Source organism: Paenibacillus ilasis, from assembly GCF_043195395.1.
Classification (GTDB): Bacteria; Bacillota; Bacilli; order Paenibacillales; family Paenibacillaceae; genus Paenibacillus_AQ; species Paenibacillus_AQ lautus.
This window is the reverse complement of record NZ_JBHDJG010000001.1, coordinates 1,978,661-1,995,446: the sequence shown is the minus strand read 5'-3', so window position 1 is coordinate 1,995,446 and position 16,786 is coordinate 1,978,661. Positions and strand designations below refer to the sequence as shown.

The 16,786-nt window shown below is 48.9% G+C and carries 16 protein-coding genes; 6 read left to right on the top strand and 10 right to left on the bottom strand.

The window, feature by feature from the left end; all coding sequences use genetic code 11:
• The first annotated feature begins 251 nt into the window (after positions 1-251).
• Positions 252-1,034, top strand: a complete 783-nt coding sequence (locus tag ACETK5_RS09410; RefSeq protein WP_100537623.1) for an arylamine N-acetyltransferase family protein — start codon at positions 252-254, stop codon at positions 1,032-1,034.
• A 41-nt stretch (positions 1,035-1,075) separates the two neighbouring features.
• On the opposite strand, the gene ACETK5_RS09405 is transcribed toward ACETK5_RS09410, so the two are convergent.
• Entirely contained in the window at positions 1,076-1,576 is a 501-nt protein-coding gene (locus ACETK5_RS09405; RefSeq protein ID WP_165789717.1) for a nucleoside deaminase, read from the bottom strand.
• Between the two features lie 196 nt (positions 1,577-1,772).
• Here ACETK5_RS09405 and ACETK5_RS09400 point away from each other — a divergent pair, with 196 nt between their 5' ends.
• The 3 genes from ACETK5_RS09400 to ACETK5_RS09390 all read left to right on the top strand — a co-directional run bounded on the left by ACETK5_RS09400 (position 1,773) and on the right by ACETK5_RS09390 (position 4,490).
• A complete protein-coding gene (locus ACETK5_RS09400; RefSeq protein WP_100537624.1) occupies positions 1,773-2,114 on the top strand; it encodes a hypothetical protein in 342 nt (113 codons plus the stop codon).
• A 65-nt stretch (positions 2,115-2,179) separates the two neighbouring features.
• Positions 2,180-3,886, top strand: a complete 1,707-nt coding sequence (locus tag ACETK5_RS09395) for an ABC transporter ATP-binding protein (protein WP_100537625.1) — start codon at positions 2,180-2,182, stop codon at positions 3,884-3,886.
• 256 nt (positions 3,887-4,142) lie between these two features.
• The gene (locus ACETK5_RS09390) at positions 4,143-4,490 is read left to right on the top strand and encodes a hypothetical protein (RefSeq protein WP_100537626.1); all 348 of its coding nucleotides are present in this window, start codon (positions 4,143-4,145) and stop codon (positions 4,488-4,490) included.
• Between the two features lie 74 nt (positions 4,491-4,564).
• Here the strand turns inward: ACETK5_RS09390 and ACETK5_RS09385 are convergent, their stop codons facing one another.
• Together ACETK5_RS09385 and ACETK5_RS09380 are read right to left on the bottom strand one after the other, a co-directional pair.
• A complete protein-coding gene (locus ACETK5_RS09385; protein ID WP_100537627.1) occupies positions 4,565-5,218 on the bottom strand; it encodes a response regulator in 654 nt (217 codons plus the stop codon).
• Positions 5,215-6,042: a sensor histidine kinase gene (locus tag ACETK5_RS09380; RefSeq protein WP_100537628.1), complete on the bottom strand. Its 828-nt coding sequence runs from the start codon at positions 6,040-6,042 to the stop codon at positions 5,215-5,217. The genes ACETK5_RS09385 and ACETK5_RS09380 overlap by 4 nt, the downstream gene beginning before the upstream one ends.
• A 239-nt stretch (positions 6,043-6,281) precedes the next feature.
• Here ACETK5_RS09380 and ACETK5_RS09375 point away from each other — a divergent pair, with 239 nt between their 5' ends.
• On the top strand, positions 6,282-7,127 hold the full coding sequence (locus ACETK5_RS09375; RefSeq protein ID WP_100537629.1) for a chemotaxis protein: 846 nt from the start codon (positions 6,282-6,284) through the stop codon (positions 7,125-7,127).
• A gap of 41 nt (positions 7,128-7,168) precedes the next feature.
• Here ACETK5_RS09375 and ACETK5_RS09370 read toward each other — a convergent pair whose 3' ends face one another.
• The 6 genes from ACETK5_RS09370 to ACETK5_RS09345 all read right to left on the bottom strand — a co-directional run bounded on the left by ACETK5_RS09370 (position 7,169) and on the right by ACETK5_RS09345 (position 13,344).
• Positions 7,169-7,645 (bottom strand): GNAT family N-acetyltransferase, encoded by a 477-nt coding sequence (locus ACETK5_RS09370; protein WP_100537630.1) that lies wholly within the window; start codon positions 7,643-7,645, stop codon positions 7,169-7,171.
• A gap of 68 nt (positions 7,646-7,713) precedes the next feature.
• Complete coding sequence (locus ACETK5_RS09365) at positions 7,714-9,576, bottom strand: ABC transporter ATP-binding protein (protein ID WP_394055252.1); 1,863 nt, start codon at positions 9,574-9,576, stop codon at positions 7,714-7,716.
• Positions 9,573-11,360, bottom strand: coding sequence for an ABC transporter ATP-binding protein (locus ACETK5_RS09360; protein ID WP_394055250.1), 1,788 nt, complete (start codon positions 11,358-11,360; stop codon positions 9,573-9,575). The genes ACETK5_RS09365 and ACETK5_RS09360 overlap by 4 nt, the downstream gene beginning before the upstream one ends.
• 239 nt (positions 11,361-11,599) lie before the next feature.
• Positions 11,600-11,845, bottom strand: coding sequence for a hypothetical protein (locus tag ACETK5_RS09355; protein WP_127593143.1), 246 nt, complete (start codon positions 11,843-11,845; stop codon positions 11,600-11,602).
• A 378-nt stretch (positions 11,846-12,223) separates the two neighbouring features.
• Entirely contained in the window at positions 12,224-12,778 is a 555-nt protein-coding gene (locus ACETK5_RS09350) for a chromate transporter (protein ID WP_100537634.1), read from the bottom strand.
• Positions 12,778-13,344: a chromate transporter gene (locus ACETK5_RS09345; RefSeq protein ID WP_394055247.1), complete on the bottom strand. Its 567-nt coding sequence runs from the start codon at positions 13,342-13,344 to the stop codon at positions 12,778-12,780. Before ACETK5_RS09345 ends, ACETK5_RS09350 begins: the two co-directional genes overlap by 1 nt.
• Positions 13,345-13,451: 107 nt before the next feature.
• On the opposite strand from ACETK5_RS09345, the gene ACETK5_RS09340 reads away from it, so the two are divergent.
• Positions 13,452-14,330 (top strand): LysR family transcriptional regulator, encoded by an 879-nt coding sequence (locus tag ACETK5_RS09340; RefSeq protein WP_394055245.1) that lies wholly within the window; start codon positions 13,452-13,454, stop codon positions 14,328-14,330.
• Positions 14,331-14,451: 121 nt separating this feature from the next.
• On the opposite strand, the gene ACETK5_RS09335 is transcribed toward ACETK5_RS09340, so the two are convergent.
• Positions 14,452-16,689 (bottom strand): MMPL family transporter, encoded by a 2,238-nt coding sequence (locus ACETK5_RS09335; protein WP_394055243.1) that lies wholly within the window; start codon positions 16,687-16,689, stop codon positions 14,452-14,454.
• Positions 16,690-16,786: the final 97 nt, after the last annotated feature.

Sequence of the window (16,786 nt, the reverse complement as noted above, 5' to 3'; positions counted from 1 at the left end):
GAGGATTGGCGGTCGGGACACCATTTTTGTGCTGCATAAGACCAGTCGATGGTGATCTTCATCCCCTTCCATGTCGTATTTAGCAGGAAGCCTCATCAGCTGCCCGAAGGGACGTGATATCCATGGGCATAGTCCCTCTTCCGCCTCCTTCTTGTTCTCTATTAGAACGCCTAAATATATGATATAAAGGATATAATTATATACGGCTTACTTCTACCAAGCTGACAAAAGACGAAAGATGCGGTGATCGAATGAGTAACCCGATACAAGGCCTTGACGTAAACCAATATCTTGAGCGTATTGGATACACGGGCCCGATTGTAAACAGCGCTTATATGCTCGCCAGATTGCAGGAACAGCATGTGCATACCGTACCCTATGAAAATCTCGATATCCTTCATCAAATTCCGCTTTCCCTGGATATCCCCGATCTTTACGATAAAATCGTAACTCGGCACCGCGGCGGCTACTGCTTCGAGCTTAATGCGTTGTTTGGCTGGCTGCTGCAGGAACTGGGATTTAAGGTCACTCATTACTTCGGACGCTTCTGGCGGGATGAAACCGATACGCCTGCTAAGCGCCGGCATCATATTCTGCAGGTGGATATCGAAGATCAGCGATATATTGCCGATGTTGGTGTCGGAGGAGCCGGACCGCGTCACCCTTTGGAATTGGTTGATGGCCTTGAGCAAACCCAGGGAAACGAAACCTACCGGCTCGTCCAAACCGAAGCGTATGGCTGGATGCTCGAAGAGTGGAAAAAAGAAGCGTGGGATCCCGTCTTCTCCTTTACGGAAGAGCCTAACTTACCGAGAGATTTCATCACCACCTCATTCTGGTGCGAGTATGCCCCCGATTCGCCTTTTAATAAAACAGCTCGGGTATCCATACGCACGGCAGAAGGCAGAAACACCGTGGATGATGACGAATTCAGAATTTATAAAGCCGGCGGCGTCCACACCTTCAAACCGGGTAATGCGCAAGAATATGCTGAAGCGCTCTATACCTATTTCGGCATCCCTATCCATAAATAAGAATAAACCGGGCTTCCCTTGAAGGGAGCCCGGTTTTATGTTTAATATTCGATTTTGCGCTCGGAGGAGCTCCACGCTTGGAATGGCAGCAAATAATCCGCTGTTTGAATCTGCTTCATAGGGATGGAGCGCTGGTCCATCGGCATCGCGATTTCATCGTATATGAAATGATCGTCGAATCCGATCTCAGCCGCATCCTGCTTCGTGCTTGCATAATAAACGGCATCGGGCCTGGACCAGTAAATGGCCCCTAGACACATCGGACAAGGCTCGCAGCTGGTATAAATCGTACAGCCTTTTAATTGAAAATCCTCCAGGTGCAAACATGCTTCCCTTATGGCTTGCACTTCGGCATGAGCCGTCGGATCGTTCAGCGCAGTAACCAGATTCCGGCCCCTGCCGATCACTTGACCATCCTTCACCACAATCGCTCCAAAAGGACCACCCTCCACATGTTGAACGTTTCGATGGGCCTCCGCAATCGCTTGACGCATCCAGTACTCATGATTATGTTCGCTCACTATGTACAGCTCCCTTCCCATGTTCATCCTGATCCCGGTGTTCGTATTCATCCATGTCAATCTCCTGGGACTGCTAACTATCATCATAGCATATCTTCCTTCGCTCTCCTCAATTTTTCCAATCTAATGGAGAAAAACGGGTTGACGAATTGTATACAAATGTATACAATCACTTTAAATAGTATACAAACGTATACGTAAAGGAGGTTGATGTTATATGCGCCAAGAGGATCAGGATACAGCGAGTCAAATACGGTCGGAGCCTCGCGACCGGGATAACCACCGGCACGGCGGGCGGCACGGAAGACGGCGTGAGGAAGGGCATGGCGGCAGGGAAGGCGGCAAGATGGCGCAGACATTCCGCCGGGGGCGCGCGCTTTCTTTTCTGGACCATTTAGTTGTGAAACGGGAAACCTTGAAGAAGCAAGTCAATGACCCGGACTTTGAAGCCATCCGAGAAGTGGTCAGCGGAGAGCTGAAAGCAGTAGACCAGATCATTCAGGAGTATATTCAGGCGTTTGAGCTGTATGATACGAACCCATCGCAAGACAGCCAATAATGGCTGTCCGCCAACCATTCAAACCAATTACCATGACAGAGGTAGAACTTGGAGCGTGATAATTCTTGATCAGAAAGTTTTTTTCGTACTATCGGCCCTACAAGGGACTGTTTATTTTGGATTTTACGTGCGCCGTTATTGCCGGACTGCTGGAGCTTGCTTTCCCGCTTGCCGTCAGCAAATTTATTGACGACCTGCTGCCAAGCCAGGATTGGCCGCTGATCCTGATTGCCTGCATCGTCCTTCTCTCGATCTATGCGCTGAATACCGCGCTGCAATACATCGTCACTTATTGGGGGCATATGCTCGGGATTAATATCGAGACGGATATGCGGGAAAAAATGTTCTCCCACATTCAGAAGCTCTCCTTCCGTTTCTTTGATAACAACAAAACCGGACATCTCATGGGACGCATCACGAATGATCTTAATGACGTGGGAGAAGTAGCCCACCACGGACCGGAAGACGTATTCATCGCCGTTATGACGCTGCTCGGTTCCTTCTCCTTAATGGCTTACATCAACCTGGAGCTTGCGCTGCTGACCTTTATCATCGTGCCGCTGATGGCATGGCTGATCATTAAATTCGGCGGCAGAATGACCACGACCTATCGGCAACTGTTCCGTAATGTAGGGAATTTCAACGCCCGCATCGAAGACAATGTCGGTGGTATCCGCGTGGTTCAATCGTTTGCGAACGAAGAGCATGAGAATAAACTGTTTCAGGAAGAGAACAAGCAATTCCGGGCAACCAAACTGCTGGCTTATAAAACAATGGCAAAAAGCACGTCCATCAGCTACATGCTGATGCGTTTGATCACGGTATTCGTCATGATCTGCGGCGCGTGGTTCTTCATCCAGGGCAAAATTGAAATGGGTGAATTCATGGCCTTCCTGCTGCTCTCCAACATCTTCTTCCGTCCGATCGAGAAGATCAATGCAGTCATTGAGAGCTATCCAAAAGGAATTGCCGGCTTTAAACGCTACCTGGAGATTATGGATACCGATCCGGAGATCGCCGATGTGCCTGATGCCGTATCCCTTTCCTCCGTGCGGGGAGATATCCGCTTTGAAGGCGTTACCTTCGGTTACGAACCCTCCCGGACGATACTGAATAACATACATCTCACGATCCATGCCGGAGAAACGGTTGCGTTTGTCGGACCATCCGGTGCGGGTAAGACAACCATCTGCAGCCTTCTCCCCCGCTTTTATGATGTGGATCAGGGCACGATCACGGTGGATGGAATCGATATCCGGAATATCAAATTGCAAAACCTCCGCAAGCATATTGGCATCGTGCAGCAGGATGTGTTCCTGTTCTCCGGTACGATCCGCGACAATATCGCTTATGGCGACTTACAGGCAACGGACCAGCAAATCTGGGAAGCCGCACGGCGTGCTTCGCTGGATGAACTGATCCGAAGTCTGCCGGACGGTATGGAAACGGTGATTGGCGAACGCGGGGTTAAGCTGTCAGGCGGTCAGAAGCAGCGCTTGTCCATTGCAAGAATGTTCCTTAAGAACCCGCCGATTCTGATCCTGGACGAGGCCACGTCGGCACTCGACACGGAAACGGAAGCGCAAATCCAGAAGTCTCTGGCTGAGCTGTCCGTCGGCAGAACAACGCTGGTGATCGCTCACCGACTCACCACCATTCAGAGCGCGGACCGGATTATCGTCGTCAATTCCGAGGGCATTGCCGAACAGGGGACGCACCAGGAATTGATTCATTCCGGCGGTGTGTACAGCAGGCTTCACCAAGTTCACTAATGAAGCCAATGATCTGTAGTTAAACATGGATATTAAACTGAAAGTGATGAAATGCCGTAACATTATATTTAAAAGGATGACTCCCCTCAGTAGGGAGTCATCCTTTTTTTTCGAGACGGCTTAAGAATCTAATCCTTATGACAAGCTGTCATGATATCACGCAAGAGAACTTTGGCCTCATTGTCCTTGGATAAAAAAGTTGCTGTATGGAAACATTAATGGCGTACTGCAAAGACATCGTTACAGGAGGCGCTTTATGTTTTATATTTATAGTGTCGGTCTACTCTTCGGCGGACTGTCGATCATCAACCTTGTCTTCTCGTACCAAACCAAGTTTATCCAGCACCTGTTCTGGCCTACGCTGCAGTTTCAGTTATTCATGCTTCCTCTGTTCCTTATGGCCAACATGTGCATCGGATACGGGATCCGTTATGGATTTAAAGCCACCGACCAGTTAGGCTATACGTTGATCTTCTCCAAGTGCCTCGAAATCCTAATCTCGTTAGGGGTGGCTTATTTGTTCCTGAAGGAAGTTCCAACCTGGAAAAATTGGGCCGGCATCGGTATCATTGGGCTGGGCATATTCCTTGTTAAACAGAAATAAACGCACGCCCTCCTTCGACGCCTTTCTAGCTTACAATCATTCTTTGCTTTTATCTTAGCGAAAGAGCGTGACCGTTATTTTTTCCCCATCCATCCTTGTTCGTAGGCATAACGGGTCAGCTGTACCCGATTTTCCAAATGCAGTTTTTGCAAAATGTTCTTCAGATGGTTCTTGACCGTATTCTCGGATATGCACAAGGCTACCGAAATATCGCGGTTGGACAATCCCTCGGCTACAAGTCCCAAAATTTCTTTTTCCCGGGCCGTAAGTGGACTATTGCTTGGGTCCGGCTTATCGTACTGCGAAAACTCCTTCAATATACGGAAAGCTAGTTCCCTGCTCATCGGTGCTTCGTCCACGGCAATGGCTTTAAGGTATTCGTGCCATGATTCGGGATTCAGATTCTTCAGCAAATAGCCTTGGGCTCCACGTTTCAGTGCATCAAACAAATGTGCGATGTCGTCGGACACCGTAACCATGACAATTTTAACGTAAGGAAATTTGTCCTTCACTCGCTTGGTCGCTTCCAATCCGTCCATCCCAGGCATCTGAATATCCATGAGGATAATATCAGGCATCCATAACTCGGTCAGCTCCAGCGCTTCCTCGCCGCTTTGTCCTTCGGCCACGACCTCAAAGGTCGGGTCGCTGCTTAGAATGGTGCGAATGCCTTCTCTCGCAAGATCGCTGTCATCGATGATTAACACACGAAAAGGCTGCTCGTTCATGCGGTTCTCTCCTTCCGAATGCTGATTATCGTCTTGTGGTTATGTCTTTCCACCATGAACTTCCAGCCCATGGCCTCGGCCCGATCCTTCATGATTTTGATTCCATACCGGTTGCTGCCGAGCGGCTTGTCCAACTCAAAACCTTTGCCATCATCGCTGACAGAACAGTGCCAGCTCGAATCCGCCGCTGTCGCGGTTATCTTCACGTGCTTTGCTTCGGCATGCTTATGGATATTCAATAAGGCTTCCCTGATCGAAGCCAGCAGCTCCACCTTTTCTTTGGCGGACAGCATGTCATCCGGGATTCCCCACTGAACGTCGAAATGCAGATTCGTCTCCTGCTTGATTTCCTCAATTAAGCTGTTCATGCTATGCATCCACGGAATGGCTTGCGGATCTGCCGGATATCGGAGATTAGCGATGGCTTCTCTTACGTAGGCATTGGTTCGGTGAACACTTTCCTTAATTTCCTGGTATGGAATTTCGCCGGTTAGCCCCGATTTCTCAATTCGGTCAATCTGTGCGTTCAGCAAGAATAAGGATTGGGCGATTCCGTCATGGAGCTCCCGGCCAATCTTCTCCCTTTCATGCATGGCTGCTTGCAATGCCCTGGATTGGTTCAGTTCCTCCTGGTTCCGTTCAATCAATGAGAACAACTGAGTAAGAAACAGAATGGAAACCAAGAACACGATAACAGGTGCCAGCAGATTGCCAAGATCCATCGATATATAAGGCAGCAGGAACTCATGCCTGACATACTCCCAAATGCCAATCGTCAATGTGGGAATGATCAGAATCAACCATTTTATTTGTTTATAGGACATACCCTGCCTCCTAATTCAATCTAAACATGAATGTACCTGCCTCTTTATCTATCATGTTACCACTGGTTATCCCTTCATTGTAATCAAATTCGGCCCTGGACGGAATGACTCTAAAGTGCTACGGACCTTACCGGTTTCACCCGTACTGTAATAACCTATTTACAATTCGAGTACAAATCGCGTATAAAGAGTAAAAGATATCCATTCATTCCATTTCCGATGAAGGGAGCTGCAGTTAGATGAAGCAAAAAATTGCAGTGATCATTGTACACGGATTGGGAACACAAAAGAAAGACTATGCGGATAAATTTATGAAAAAGTTGAGAGAAACCTTCTCCCGAACCTCAGGTATTCCGCATGAGCAACTGGCCATGGAGGCTGTTCATTGGGCCGATGTATTCGCAGCACGCGAGTCTGAGTTAATCAGCAGCAGCATTAAACCTTACCGTTTACGTTATCAGCACCTTCGGCAGTACGTGATCCACAATCTGGCGGATGCCGTTGCTTACCAACCCGTGGAATCCGAGGATCAGAACTACGAAGCCATTCATCGGACAATCAGTGAAGCGCTGCACCGACTTGCCCTCTCTGCCGGTCCCCAGGCTCCATTATGCGTAATCTCTCATAGCCTGGGATCTGTAATCGCCAGCAATTTCTTCTATGATCTGCAATTCTCCTCCCGCGGGCATCACCTGGTCGTTGACCCGGAAGCTCCGTTGGAGCGAGGAGAGCTCCTGACATTATTCTATACGCTGGGAACCACCTTGCCGCTATGGAGCATGCGGTATCGTGATTTTGACAAGCCCATTGACGTCCCTTCCGGGCAGCTGAAGCACTATCATGATCAGCTGCTGGGGGAATGGGTCAATTTCTATGATAAAGACGATATACTGGCCTATCCCATTAAGAGTATAAATGAAGCGTATGACCGCACCGTACGTAACGATATATCCGTTAACGTGGGAAACTGGTTAACCTGCTGGAATCCCCTGTCACACAGCGGTTATTTCTACAGCAAACCGATTCTGGAGTATATCGCTTCAAGTTTGGAAGCGACCTGGCGGAGCGTCAACCAAGTTAAATAAAGCAATGCCGCAAAGACCAGGCGTCTTTGCGGCATTTTATTTCAGATGGTTATATTCATAACCCATTGTTCTCCGATAGGCCCCATCCTTCTTCTGCCCGTATCTTCGAAACCAACCCGTTCATACAGCTGCTGAGCCGGAACATTCTTATGGTTCACGACCAACACCACTTCATCGCAGGAAGGAAACTGACTTCGAATGAACGATGGCAGCGCAAGCATCCCTCTTCTGGCATACCCCTTACGCTGCTGACGATGGTCAATGGATAAGGCAGTAAGCAGCATGGCATGAGAATTGCTAGTATACTCCTTGACGCGCTCCGTGGCGTGCAGGATAAAGAAGCCGACAGGATGATCATCAGCTAAAATAACGATGGGAAACTGACCTTCCACTAGGTTTAATGCTTCTTTCGGATGAGCGGTAAATTGGACTTGATCATCCGGAAGCTCGAATTCATTCAAGATAGGCAGGTGTTCTGCCGAACGGAATTCCAGCTGAATTTGTTCCGCTTTTTGCATGGGGGATATCTCCTCTGTCATTGGTGAAATGGATACATCTTTTACTCTATCGATTGCAATCTTGCTTATTAACCTGTTTCTTCGCCATACCACAGCTGCCGGAAGCTTTCGCTTGAAGCCAGCAGCTGTTCTGCCGTGCCTTCAGCCTCAATCTCTCCGCCATTCAACACGATGATATGGTCCGCATAGTGAAGTGCTGCTTTTCGATGTGATACGACAAGGCAAGTCGCCCCGCCGCGCTCGCTGAACAGCCGCTCCCATAACTTACGCTCGGTCTCAACATCCAATGCGCTGGATAAATCGTCAAATACATACAGCTCCGCGTCCCGTACCAGCATCCTTGCGGCCGCTGTCCGCTGAGCTTGACCGCCGGACAGCTTGACTCCTCGTGGTCCTACCATCGTCTCCAGGCCCTGCTGCAGATGCTTGATATCTTCTTCCATTACAGCCGCATGTAGTGCGCGGTCCAGACTGCCCGGCTCCTCGATTATACCTAACAGGATGTTGTTACGCAGTTTATCGCTGTACAGCCTGGGGATCTGCGCAGTATACGCACTCTGTGGAGGTATAAAGAAATCAGCGGGTTCTGTTATCCTCTCACCGTTCCACCGGATCTCGCCCTTTTCAGCTGGCAGTAAGCCCAGCAGGGTGCGAACCAGCGTCGTTTTACCGCTGCCGATCATCCCTGTAACGACAGTAAAGGTACCACGCTTCAGGGTCAGATTAATATTCGAGATGCCGCGTCCGGTCTCGGGATATTGATACGACAGCCCTTGCGCTTCAAGCAGCGAGAGGGGCGGTGCCTCGATAATAGCCGTTTCCATGCCGTCTTCGGCAACGGAAACAGCGGAAGGATTGTGTCTTCCATTGGTCAACGAATCTCTCTGTGCCCAGCGATTAGGATGAGCTTCCTTCTCTTTATTCCGTTTGTTCTTAAACTTACCGATACCGATATAATTGGCTGCCGTAAGCAGCGAAGCCGGTGCCCCTTGCAGCATGGATTGGATGCGCTGAAAGCTGACGCCCATCTGCTTGTAGTAAGTCATGAAGTTGCCAACGTTCGATATAAGCTGTGTGACAAAAGTTAAATAATATACAAAGAGCGACAAGTCCCCGACCGTAAAATCGCCACTTCGCATCTTAAGACTCGCAAGCACGAGGATCAATCCTGTGCCGAGATTGACGGAGTTGGTGAATACGGAAGACAAGGTTTCCGTTAACAGCTTATCCTTCACCATGGACTGGCGCCGCTTCTCACTAAGGCTTACAAACCGTTCCACTACGCGTTTCTCAGCCCCTGCGACTTGAATGGCTTGCACATTGGCAAACATTTCGCTGATCGCACCGGTTACCTTGGCCGTCGATTCCCGGCTTGCCGCCCTGTATTTCTGAATGCGTGCGGTCGCAATCTGGGCCGCAGTGACCACTAATATCAAAGGAACGAATACGAGAATCGTCAGCTGCAAATCGATGGATATAAGAATCCAGCTGGCAACAATGACGAAACCGATAAGTCCTAACGTATCTACGGACCAGCTTGTCGCTTCTTCGGCCTGATCGACGTCATCCCGGAAATTGCTGATGGCTTCTCCGGGCGAGCAAGGTATTGCCCGTGCTCCAGGCTCTTTCATGACATGGGACAGCATATTGCGGCGAAGCAAGGTGCTGATCCGGAAGCGGAAATGCACGTCTGTCATGAAACCGCCGAAGATCAGTGCAATTCGGGCTAATGCAGCGCCAATGAGCAGCACGGCAATTGCCCAAACGCCGTAGGGAAAAGCATATGTACCTTCCAAATGGTCGAAGAAAGCTTTGGTTAACAATCCGGGAACCAGCGGTGCCATATGAATAAGGGACCATGCCAGCAGGTTGATAAGATACAGACCCGGCCGGTACAGAATCAGCCTCCAGAAGAAATGTCTTGTTTTCATGCCAGCACCTCCTCCATTCCAACGGCAAGCATGCGGCTAAACCGTGATTGCGGGTTTGAGGCAAGCTCTTCCCGGCGACCGCTTTCGAGCATTCTGCCATTTTCCAGAATAAGAATCCGGTCGGCACGCTGAACCGTGGCCAAGCGGTGGGCAATGATAATACATGTCTTCTCCTGCAGCAGACGCGTAATGGCTGCTTCAATCCGGTATTCCGTTAACGGATCAAGGCGGGACGATGCTTCATCAAGGATGACGAGACCCGGATCCGTCAGAAAGACGCGGGCAAACGCCAACAGCTGGGCCTCACCGGCCGACAGGCTCCCACCGCCCGAGGCCAGGCTCGTATCGAGCCCTTCGGGAAGCGAAGCATACCAGTCTCCAAGCCCAAGCTCCTCTAGCACGGATATAATTCGGCTATCCTCGATGCCTTCATCAAACAAGGTCAGGTTATCACGAACAGTCCCTTCCAAAATCTCAATATTCTGCGTAACCATCGCGACCTTGCGCCTCAGTTCATGAAGCTTGCAGACCCGGATATCCGTTCCTGCCAGCTCGATGCTTCCCTCCTGAGGATCATAGAAACGCAGCAGCAGGCGGGCGATCGTCGTTTTGCCGCTGCCTGTGCGCCCGAGCAGCCCCAGAGTCTGGCCCGGCTCGAGCCGCAGCTGAAGATTTTCGAGCGTAGCCTGCCCGCCCTCTTCATAGGTGAAGTTTAGGTTGCGGAATTCCACCGATAGCGGGCCTGCCGGAAGCGGAGCTCCGGGTCCGTCTTTAATCTGGGGCTCGGTTGCAAGCAACTCCCGGACTCGCATCAAGCTGGCATCTGCCTTTTGCAGGTCCTCCAATTGGGTGCGGATCTTCTCGATCGGTTTGGCTAGCAGCTCGGTATAATAAAACACTAAATATATGGAGCCGATTGTCAAACCGCCTTGTCCGTTCTTCCATAGTATGGCGCAGACGATAAATGCGGCCGCATTGCCAAGCGCAAACACCAATATCGTTGTGCTCCACATCAGAAAAAATCCGATGAACGCACGAACGCGAACCGGCAGCATCCGCCTGGCCATCTCGTAGAATCGATTCATGACATATCCTGCCGCCCCGTTAGCACGCGTATCTTCAGTGCCTTCGAGGTGTTCGCCAATGAATCCGTAGAAATCCGCATTCAGCTCGCGCCAGCGCTTCCATACCGGTATTGCAAACCGCCGGATATGTTGAATGACGTAAATGCTGCCGACAACAAACACGGTCATGACAAATCCAATCCAGAAGTTCTCCCGATACAGAAGAGCCAGAATTCCGATCATAAGGAGCAGATTGCCGAACAGATGGATAATAAAGCTGGAGAAGAAATTGGCAAGCGCATTCACATCGCCATCGACCCGTTCGATTAAAGAACCCGACGTTTGGGTTTTGTGAAAGCTCATATCCAGCGACAGGCAGTGCTCCGCCAATTCAGCGCGAAGCTTGTTGGTTGTCGTCCAGCCCAGATTCTCGCTATAGTAAGCAGCCGCAATAGAAACGCCTTGTTGGAGCAATGAAAATACGATAAAAAAACCTGCCGCATAGTAAAGGGACGTCAGACTTCCCTCTCCTTGAGCCGTATCGATAAAATACCGGATGATCTGCGGATTTATCAGTTGCAGCCCGATTGAAAATAACAGCAGCACCGTTAGGGCTGCCAGCAGTTTCTTATGCGGGAATACGTATCGGATTAACATCTCCCGGTACATGCCAACCCCCGTGGTCCTTCGCTTGCTGTTTAACGTGTGATCGCTTTGCATTCGTCTATAATCCCCCCGCTTCAGGTTAACCCTCTTGATAATAATAAGCTTCCTGGGAAGATATGACAAGAACATGGGTTCCTGTATTCGAAAAAAATTACAGCCGATTGATTATTGATCATCTGCTGCCGCAAAATCGCTCTGTTTAAGAACTCTATTGAGCCCCACGCCAAAAAGACCAGCCCCCTCAGTAGGGAACTGGTCTTCAAAACCGTTACGTATAGAGAATCAACACTATCTTATGTCTCTGCCACTAATTTTAAGAATTGATTAATCATTTCGGGGGTTATTTCCTGGTTCTCGGGCACTTTGACTGCCGGGCTCTTATCAACGGATTGGATGGCAATATTGGATCTGACTGCACTTGAAGCGATACCGGATCGGGCTTGTCCATCATGCACATTGTCATGGTTAGCTAGCATCATCATCAGAAAAGCACTCCCAAGTCCTATCGACCACATGCTCATTTTGTTTTTCTTATTCATCTGCGTTGCTCCTTCCATCACTTGTAGTGACATACTTAGTATAAGGTCCAAACCTTAACGAGAGATGAAGGCAGCCTAAAATCCAGTTAAGTAAAGTGAGGATATGATCATTTCCATGAAACCCCATCCCTTCTGCTATATGCTATATTTTTCGTATTAACTGATTTTAATTTTTAGTTTACATAACATAAGTTATGTTTGAGATCACACAAACAAGCGCGAAAAACGTATGCTACGCAAGCATTTATTCAAACAAGCCGGAACCTGGCTCCTTGATCCCTCCTCGATCGGATAACTTCGATCCCATCCTACTAACACTTGCGGAACGGCGGAGTATCAGCTCCGCTGTTTTCTGCGCGACGAGCCGCGAAGCTTTTTTTAATAAATAATGCCTCCCAGTATCCCCGTCAGAACCATGAGAAGGATCGGATTCATCTTCCATTTTCTCAATACAAACAAAGATCCTGTAAATACACTTACAGCAATCCCATTCACTTTAGAAGCCACGTTTATTGCTGAAGTCCCAAGAAACGTCATTAGCAATATGGTTGCAGCAGCCGAAATAATAAGCCCCAGTGAAGCCGACTTCAGGCCATTCAAAGCTTCAAACACATAGATCGATTTATTGAATTTTTGAAAAAAGCGATACAGCAAAATAGAAATGCCGACACCTGAAATCACGCAGCCGAAAGTTGCAATCATTGCGCCTGGTATCCCCGCGACCTGTAAGCCAACAAATGTGGAGGTGTTTACTGCTAATGGGCCGGGTGTCATTTGCGAAATGGTAATGATATCGGTAAAAACCCTTTGTGATACCCATGCGTATTTTTGAACTGCCAGTTCCTGAATGTACGGGATGATGGCGTACCCACCCCCGATACTGAACGAACCGATTTGAAAAAAGACCCATAACAGTTTCAATAGTTCCCCCATTATTTCTGCCGCCTTTCATTAAGTCGCACTCGCACTATGCATAAAAAACAACACGAGATGAGGATAATGGCTACATTGACTTCAAAGATAAAATTCGCTAAAAATGCTGCCGGAATCATCAGAGTAAGAAATAGAGAACGTTCTTGGATCATCATACTGCACATATCCACAACGAAATCAACGATAAGGGCTGCAACGCCTGCCTGCATTCCTCTCAATACTGCGGAGATTAACGGATCCGCCGCAAACGCAACATAGAACGTGGAGATGAATCCCAATATGACGAGGGATGGAATGACAGCAGCAATACAGCTGATTACAGCGCCCGTCATCCCCGCTACCCGAAACCCTGCGAGAGTTGACAAGTTGATTGCGATTGCTCCTGGTGAGGACTGTGCGATAGCAGCCATATTAACGAGTTCATCTTCGCTGAGTAGTTTTTTCCTGGATACAAAATACTTCCGAATCATCGGAACAACAACATACCCACCGCCAAATGTAAATGTGCTGATAAACAAATTTATGCCCAGAAGCCAGAGATATAGTTTGGTTCTTTGGCTTATCATCAGTTCGCCTCCTTGTCACCCTGTTATTATGGAGGTTGATGATCGATTAGTAAAATGATATTATTTTGCAATAACGATTAGTTTTATTCATGAGAGGGGAAGCATCAATGATGACTCTTCGACATTTTGAAATATTTCAGGCAGTAGCAGAAACGGGAAACTTCACAAGGGCTGCGGAAAGGTTATATATCACGCAATCGGCAGTTTCTCATGCCATACGTGAACTGGAAGAAAAGGCAGAAACAGCATTGTTTGACCGACTTTCAAAAAGCGTTCAGCTTACAAAAAGCGGCCGGCTTTTGCTGGAGGAAGTTACACCGATTCTATCTTCGTGCGAAGCATTAGATGCACGGATCAGCTGTTTGGAAAAACAAGCTCCCCTGCACATCGTTTCCAGCATTACCATTGCAGCGTTCTGGTTACCAAAAATCTTGAAAGCCTTTCAAAAAGATTGGCCTGATATACTGATCCATGTCGATGTGGTCAGCGCAGCGAATGCCATTGAAATATTGCGAAACGGCAAAGCTGACATCGCTTTGATTGAAGGTGCGGCTCCCCAAGGGCCTTTTACATGCATCCCTTTTGCTTCCTATCCGTTATATGTTGTGTGCGCCCCTGACTATCTCATCACGCACAAGGAGCTGACTCTGCAACAATTTTGCTCTGAAAAACTATTGTTGCGTGAAAAGGGAAGTGCGATCCGCGATACTTTAGACAGCGTTCTTTATTTGTCCGGACATACCGCGCAACCTGCCTGGACAAGCGTAAATTCCCTAGCATTGATCGAAGCTGCCAAGGCTGGATTCGGCATCACGATTTTGCCTGATGTTCTTGTAAGTGAGCACCTATTGCAGGGGGACTTGATTTCACTGTCTGTTCAAGACCTCTTGTTGAGAAATGAATTGCTTGCCGTTCACCATCGAGATAAATATTTGACAACTCCGTTAAGGGCCCTTCTTTTGCACATAGAATCTACGATGTCATGAAGCCTCCTCCTTATCTTACTAACCCCCCTTCACACTCGTCAAAATCGGCAACAACCACCTTCATCTCTTACATAACCTTAAGATGAGGTGGTTGTCACAAGAAATCCTTATTAAGTTAAGGCTACGCTTTATTCTCAACGGTCAATGTAGATTTCTCTTCGGTAACCAACTGTTGTTTGCCTGGCCAGAAAGCCCACTTGCCCAGGAGCGTTGTGATCGCGGGTACCAGGAAGGGTCTTACAATGAACGTATCCAGCATAACACCGATGGCCGTTATGATCCCAAACTGTACCAATACTTGAATCGGAAGCGTGGCCAGTACGGCGAAGGTCCCTGCCAGGATTAAACCGGCTGAGGTGATAACCGAACTCGTCTCGCCCACGCCTTCTTTAATCGCCTGCTTCAGCGGCATCTGCTTCCGTTTTTGCCATATGCTCGAAATCATGAATATGTTGTAGTCTTCGCCCAGCGCGACCAGGAATACAAACGAATACAGCGGTATGGCTCCTTGGATGGCTTCTGCCCCCAAACCGTAATGAATGATAATCCAGCCAAGCCCCAAGGCGGAGAAATAAGACAAGATGACTGTGGCAATCAGATAGACGGTTGCTACAATCGATCTCAGATATACCAGAAGCAGCAGCGTAATCAAGCCGATAACGACGGGAATGATCAGTTTGGCATCATGTTCTCCCGCGATCTCCGTGTCATACTGGGTAGCCGTTTGACCGCTGATCCACACGGCTTCCGCCGGATTCTCGACTCCTGCCTTCTCAAGTGAAACCTCCGCGATCTCCCTGAGATCCGGAATATGCTGCATCGCTTCCATAGAGTAAGGATTCATGGATAGCTCGATTTCATAACCGATAATATCGTTATTCTCCGCCCCATTCTGCGGTTCGGATACACGATCCACATAATCCAGAGCCTTCAGACGTTCTTCAAGATCTAAAGCTTGCCCGGCGCCATCCACCATCAGCCGAACCGGCGCAAGCTCTCCTTCGGAGAACTGTTCGCCGATGACGGTGAATCCTTCGCGGGAAGGAACATCCTCAGGGAATGAGGATAGGAGATCGTAGGTGAATTTGATTTGGGATGAGAAGGTCGCAAGTCCACCCAGCAATACTAATGCTACCAAGACGACGGTCCATGGCTTCGTTGTCACCATACGGCCAATCCGGCTCTCCTTCTCTTTGTGCGGTGCAGGAACCGGCTTTCCTTTTTTCTTGGCGCGCTCCGCTTGCATCTCCGGCGTTCTCGGAATGAAAGGATAAAAGGAACCTCTCCCGAAAATAGCCAACAATGCCGGTACCAATGTCAGACTGGCTATGAACATGATCAGAATTGACAAGCTGAAAGGCACCGCAAATCGTTGGTATGCCCCGTACTGAGCCAGAAGCAGCGCAAACAGAGACAAAACAACCGTGAAGCCGCTCATCGCGATGGCGCCCGATGAACTCGTAATCGCCTGGAACAAGGCTTTGCGTTTATCGGGTTCATGCCATAGCAGCTGGCGGAATCTCGAAATCAGGAACAAGCAATAATCCGTCCCGGCTCCAAAGAGCAGCACGGTCATAATGGCGATGGATTGGGAATCCACGGTGATTACGCCTTGATCCGCCATAAAACCGAGAATCGGGCTAGTTACCATATAGGCAAAACCGACTGCTACAAGCGGGATTAGGGCAAGAATCGGTGAACGGTAAATCAGCAGCAGCAATATCAGCACCAGAAGCACGGTTGCAATCATGAGCGACACGTCGGCATCCTCAAACAATCCGGTTGCATCAATAGAGATTCCAACCGGACCTGTTACGCGAGCACTGATTCCGTCTCCGCTCTGGATGGCCGTCTGAAACGGATTACCGCCCAGCAATTGTTCCGAGCGCTTCTCAAGCTCTGCCGTTCCTTCCTTAAGCTGGTCCGTCTCCTGGTCTTCTTCAAAAAATAGCGGCATCACCAGCGTGCTCTGATCCTCTGACAACTGGGCGCTTAAAGCCTGCGGAGGCAGCTGATGGAAAGGAACAACGAAGGTTTGATACGGGAGCGGATCGGATTCCAGGCTCGCCGTCAACTCCTGCAGCTTGGTTAAATCCCCTTCGTTCAATCCATTGGCTTTATGCCACTCGATGAGAGCCGGTACTCCCCCGTTGCTAGGAAATTCCTTATCGGCAATGGCTTCCGCTATGACGGATGGAGCATCCTCCTTCAGGTTGGCTGCATTGTTATCCTCTTTATCTGCAACAGCCGGCCATAGCAAATTCAACGCCAGTGCGATGAGTACCCATACACAGAGCGTGACCCATTTGCTTCGCTTCCCTGCAACCCATTTACCGTAATTCGGTCCTGATCCGTGCATTTGTAGATCCTCTCCATTCCGTGATGTTCTTTATCATGATCTTGTTTCTTTCTTTGTAAGACTGAAAACAAACCGCGCAAATTAATTATATATACCG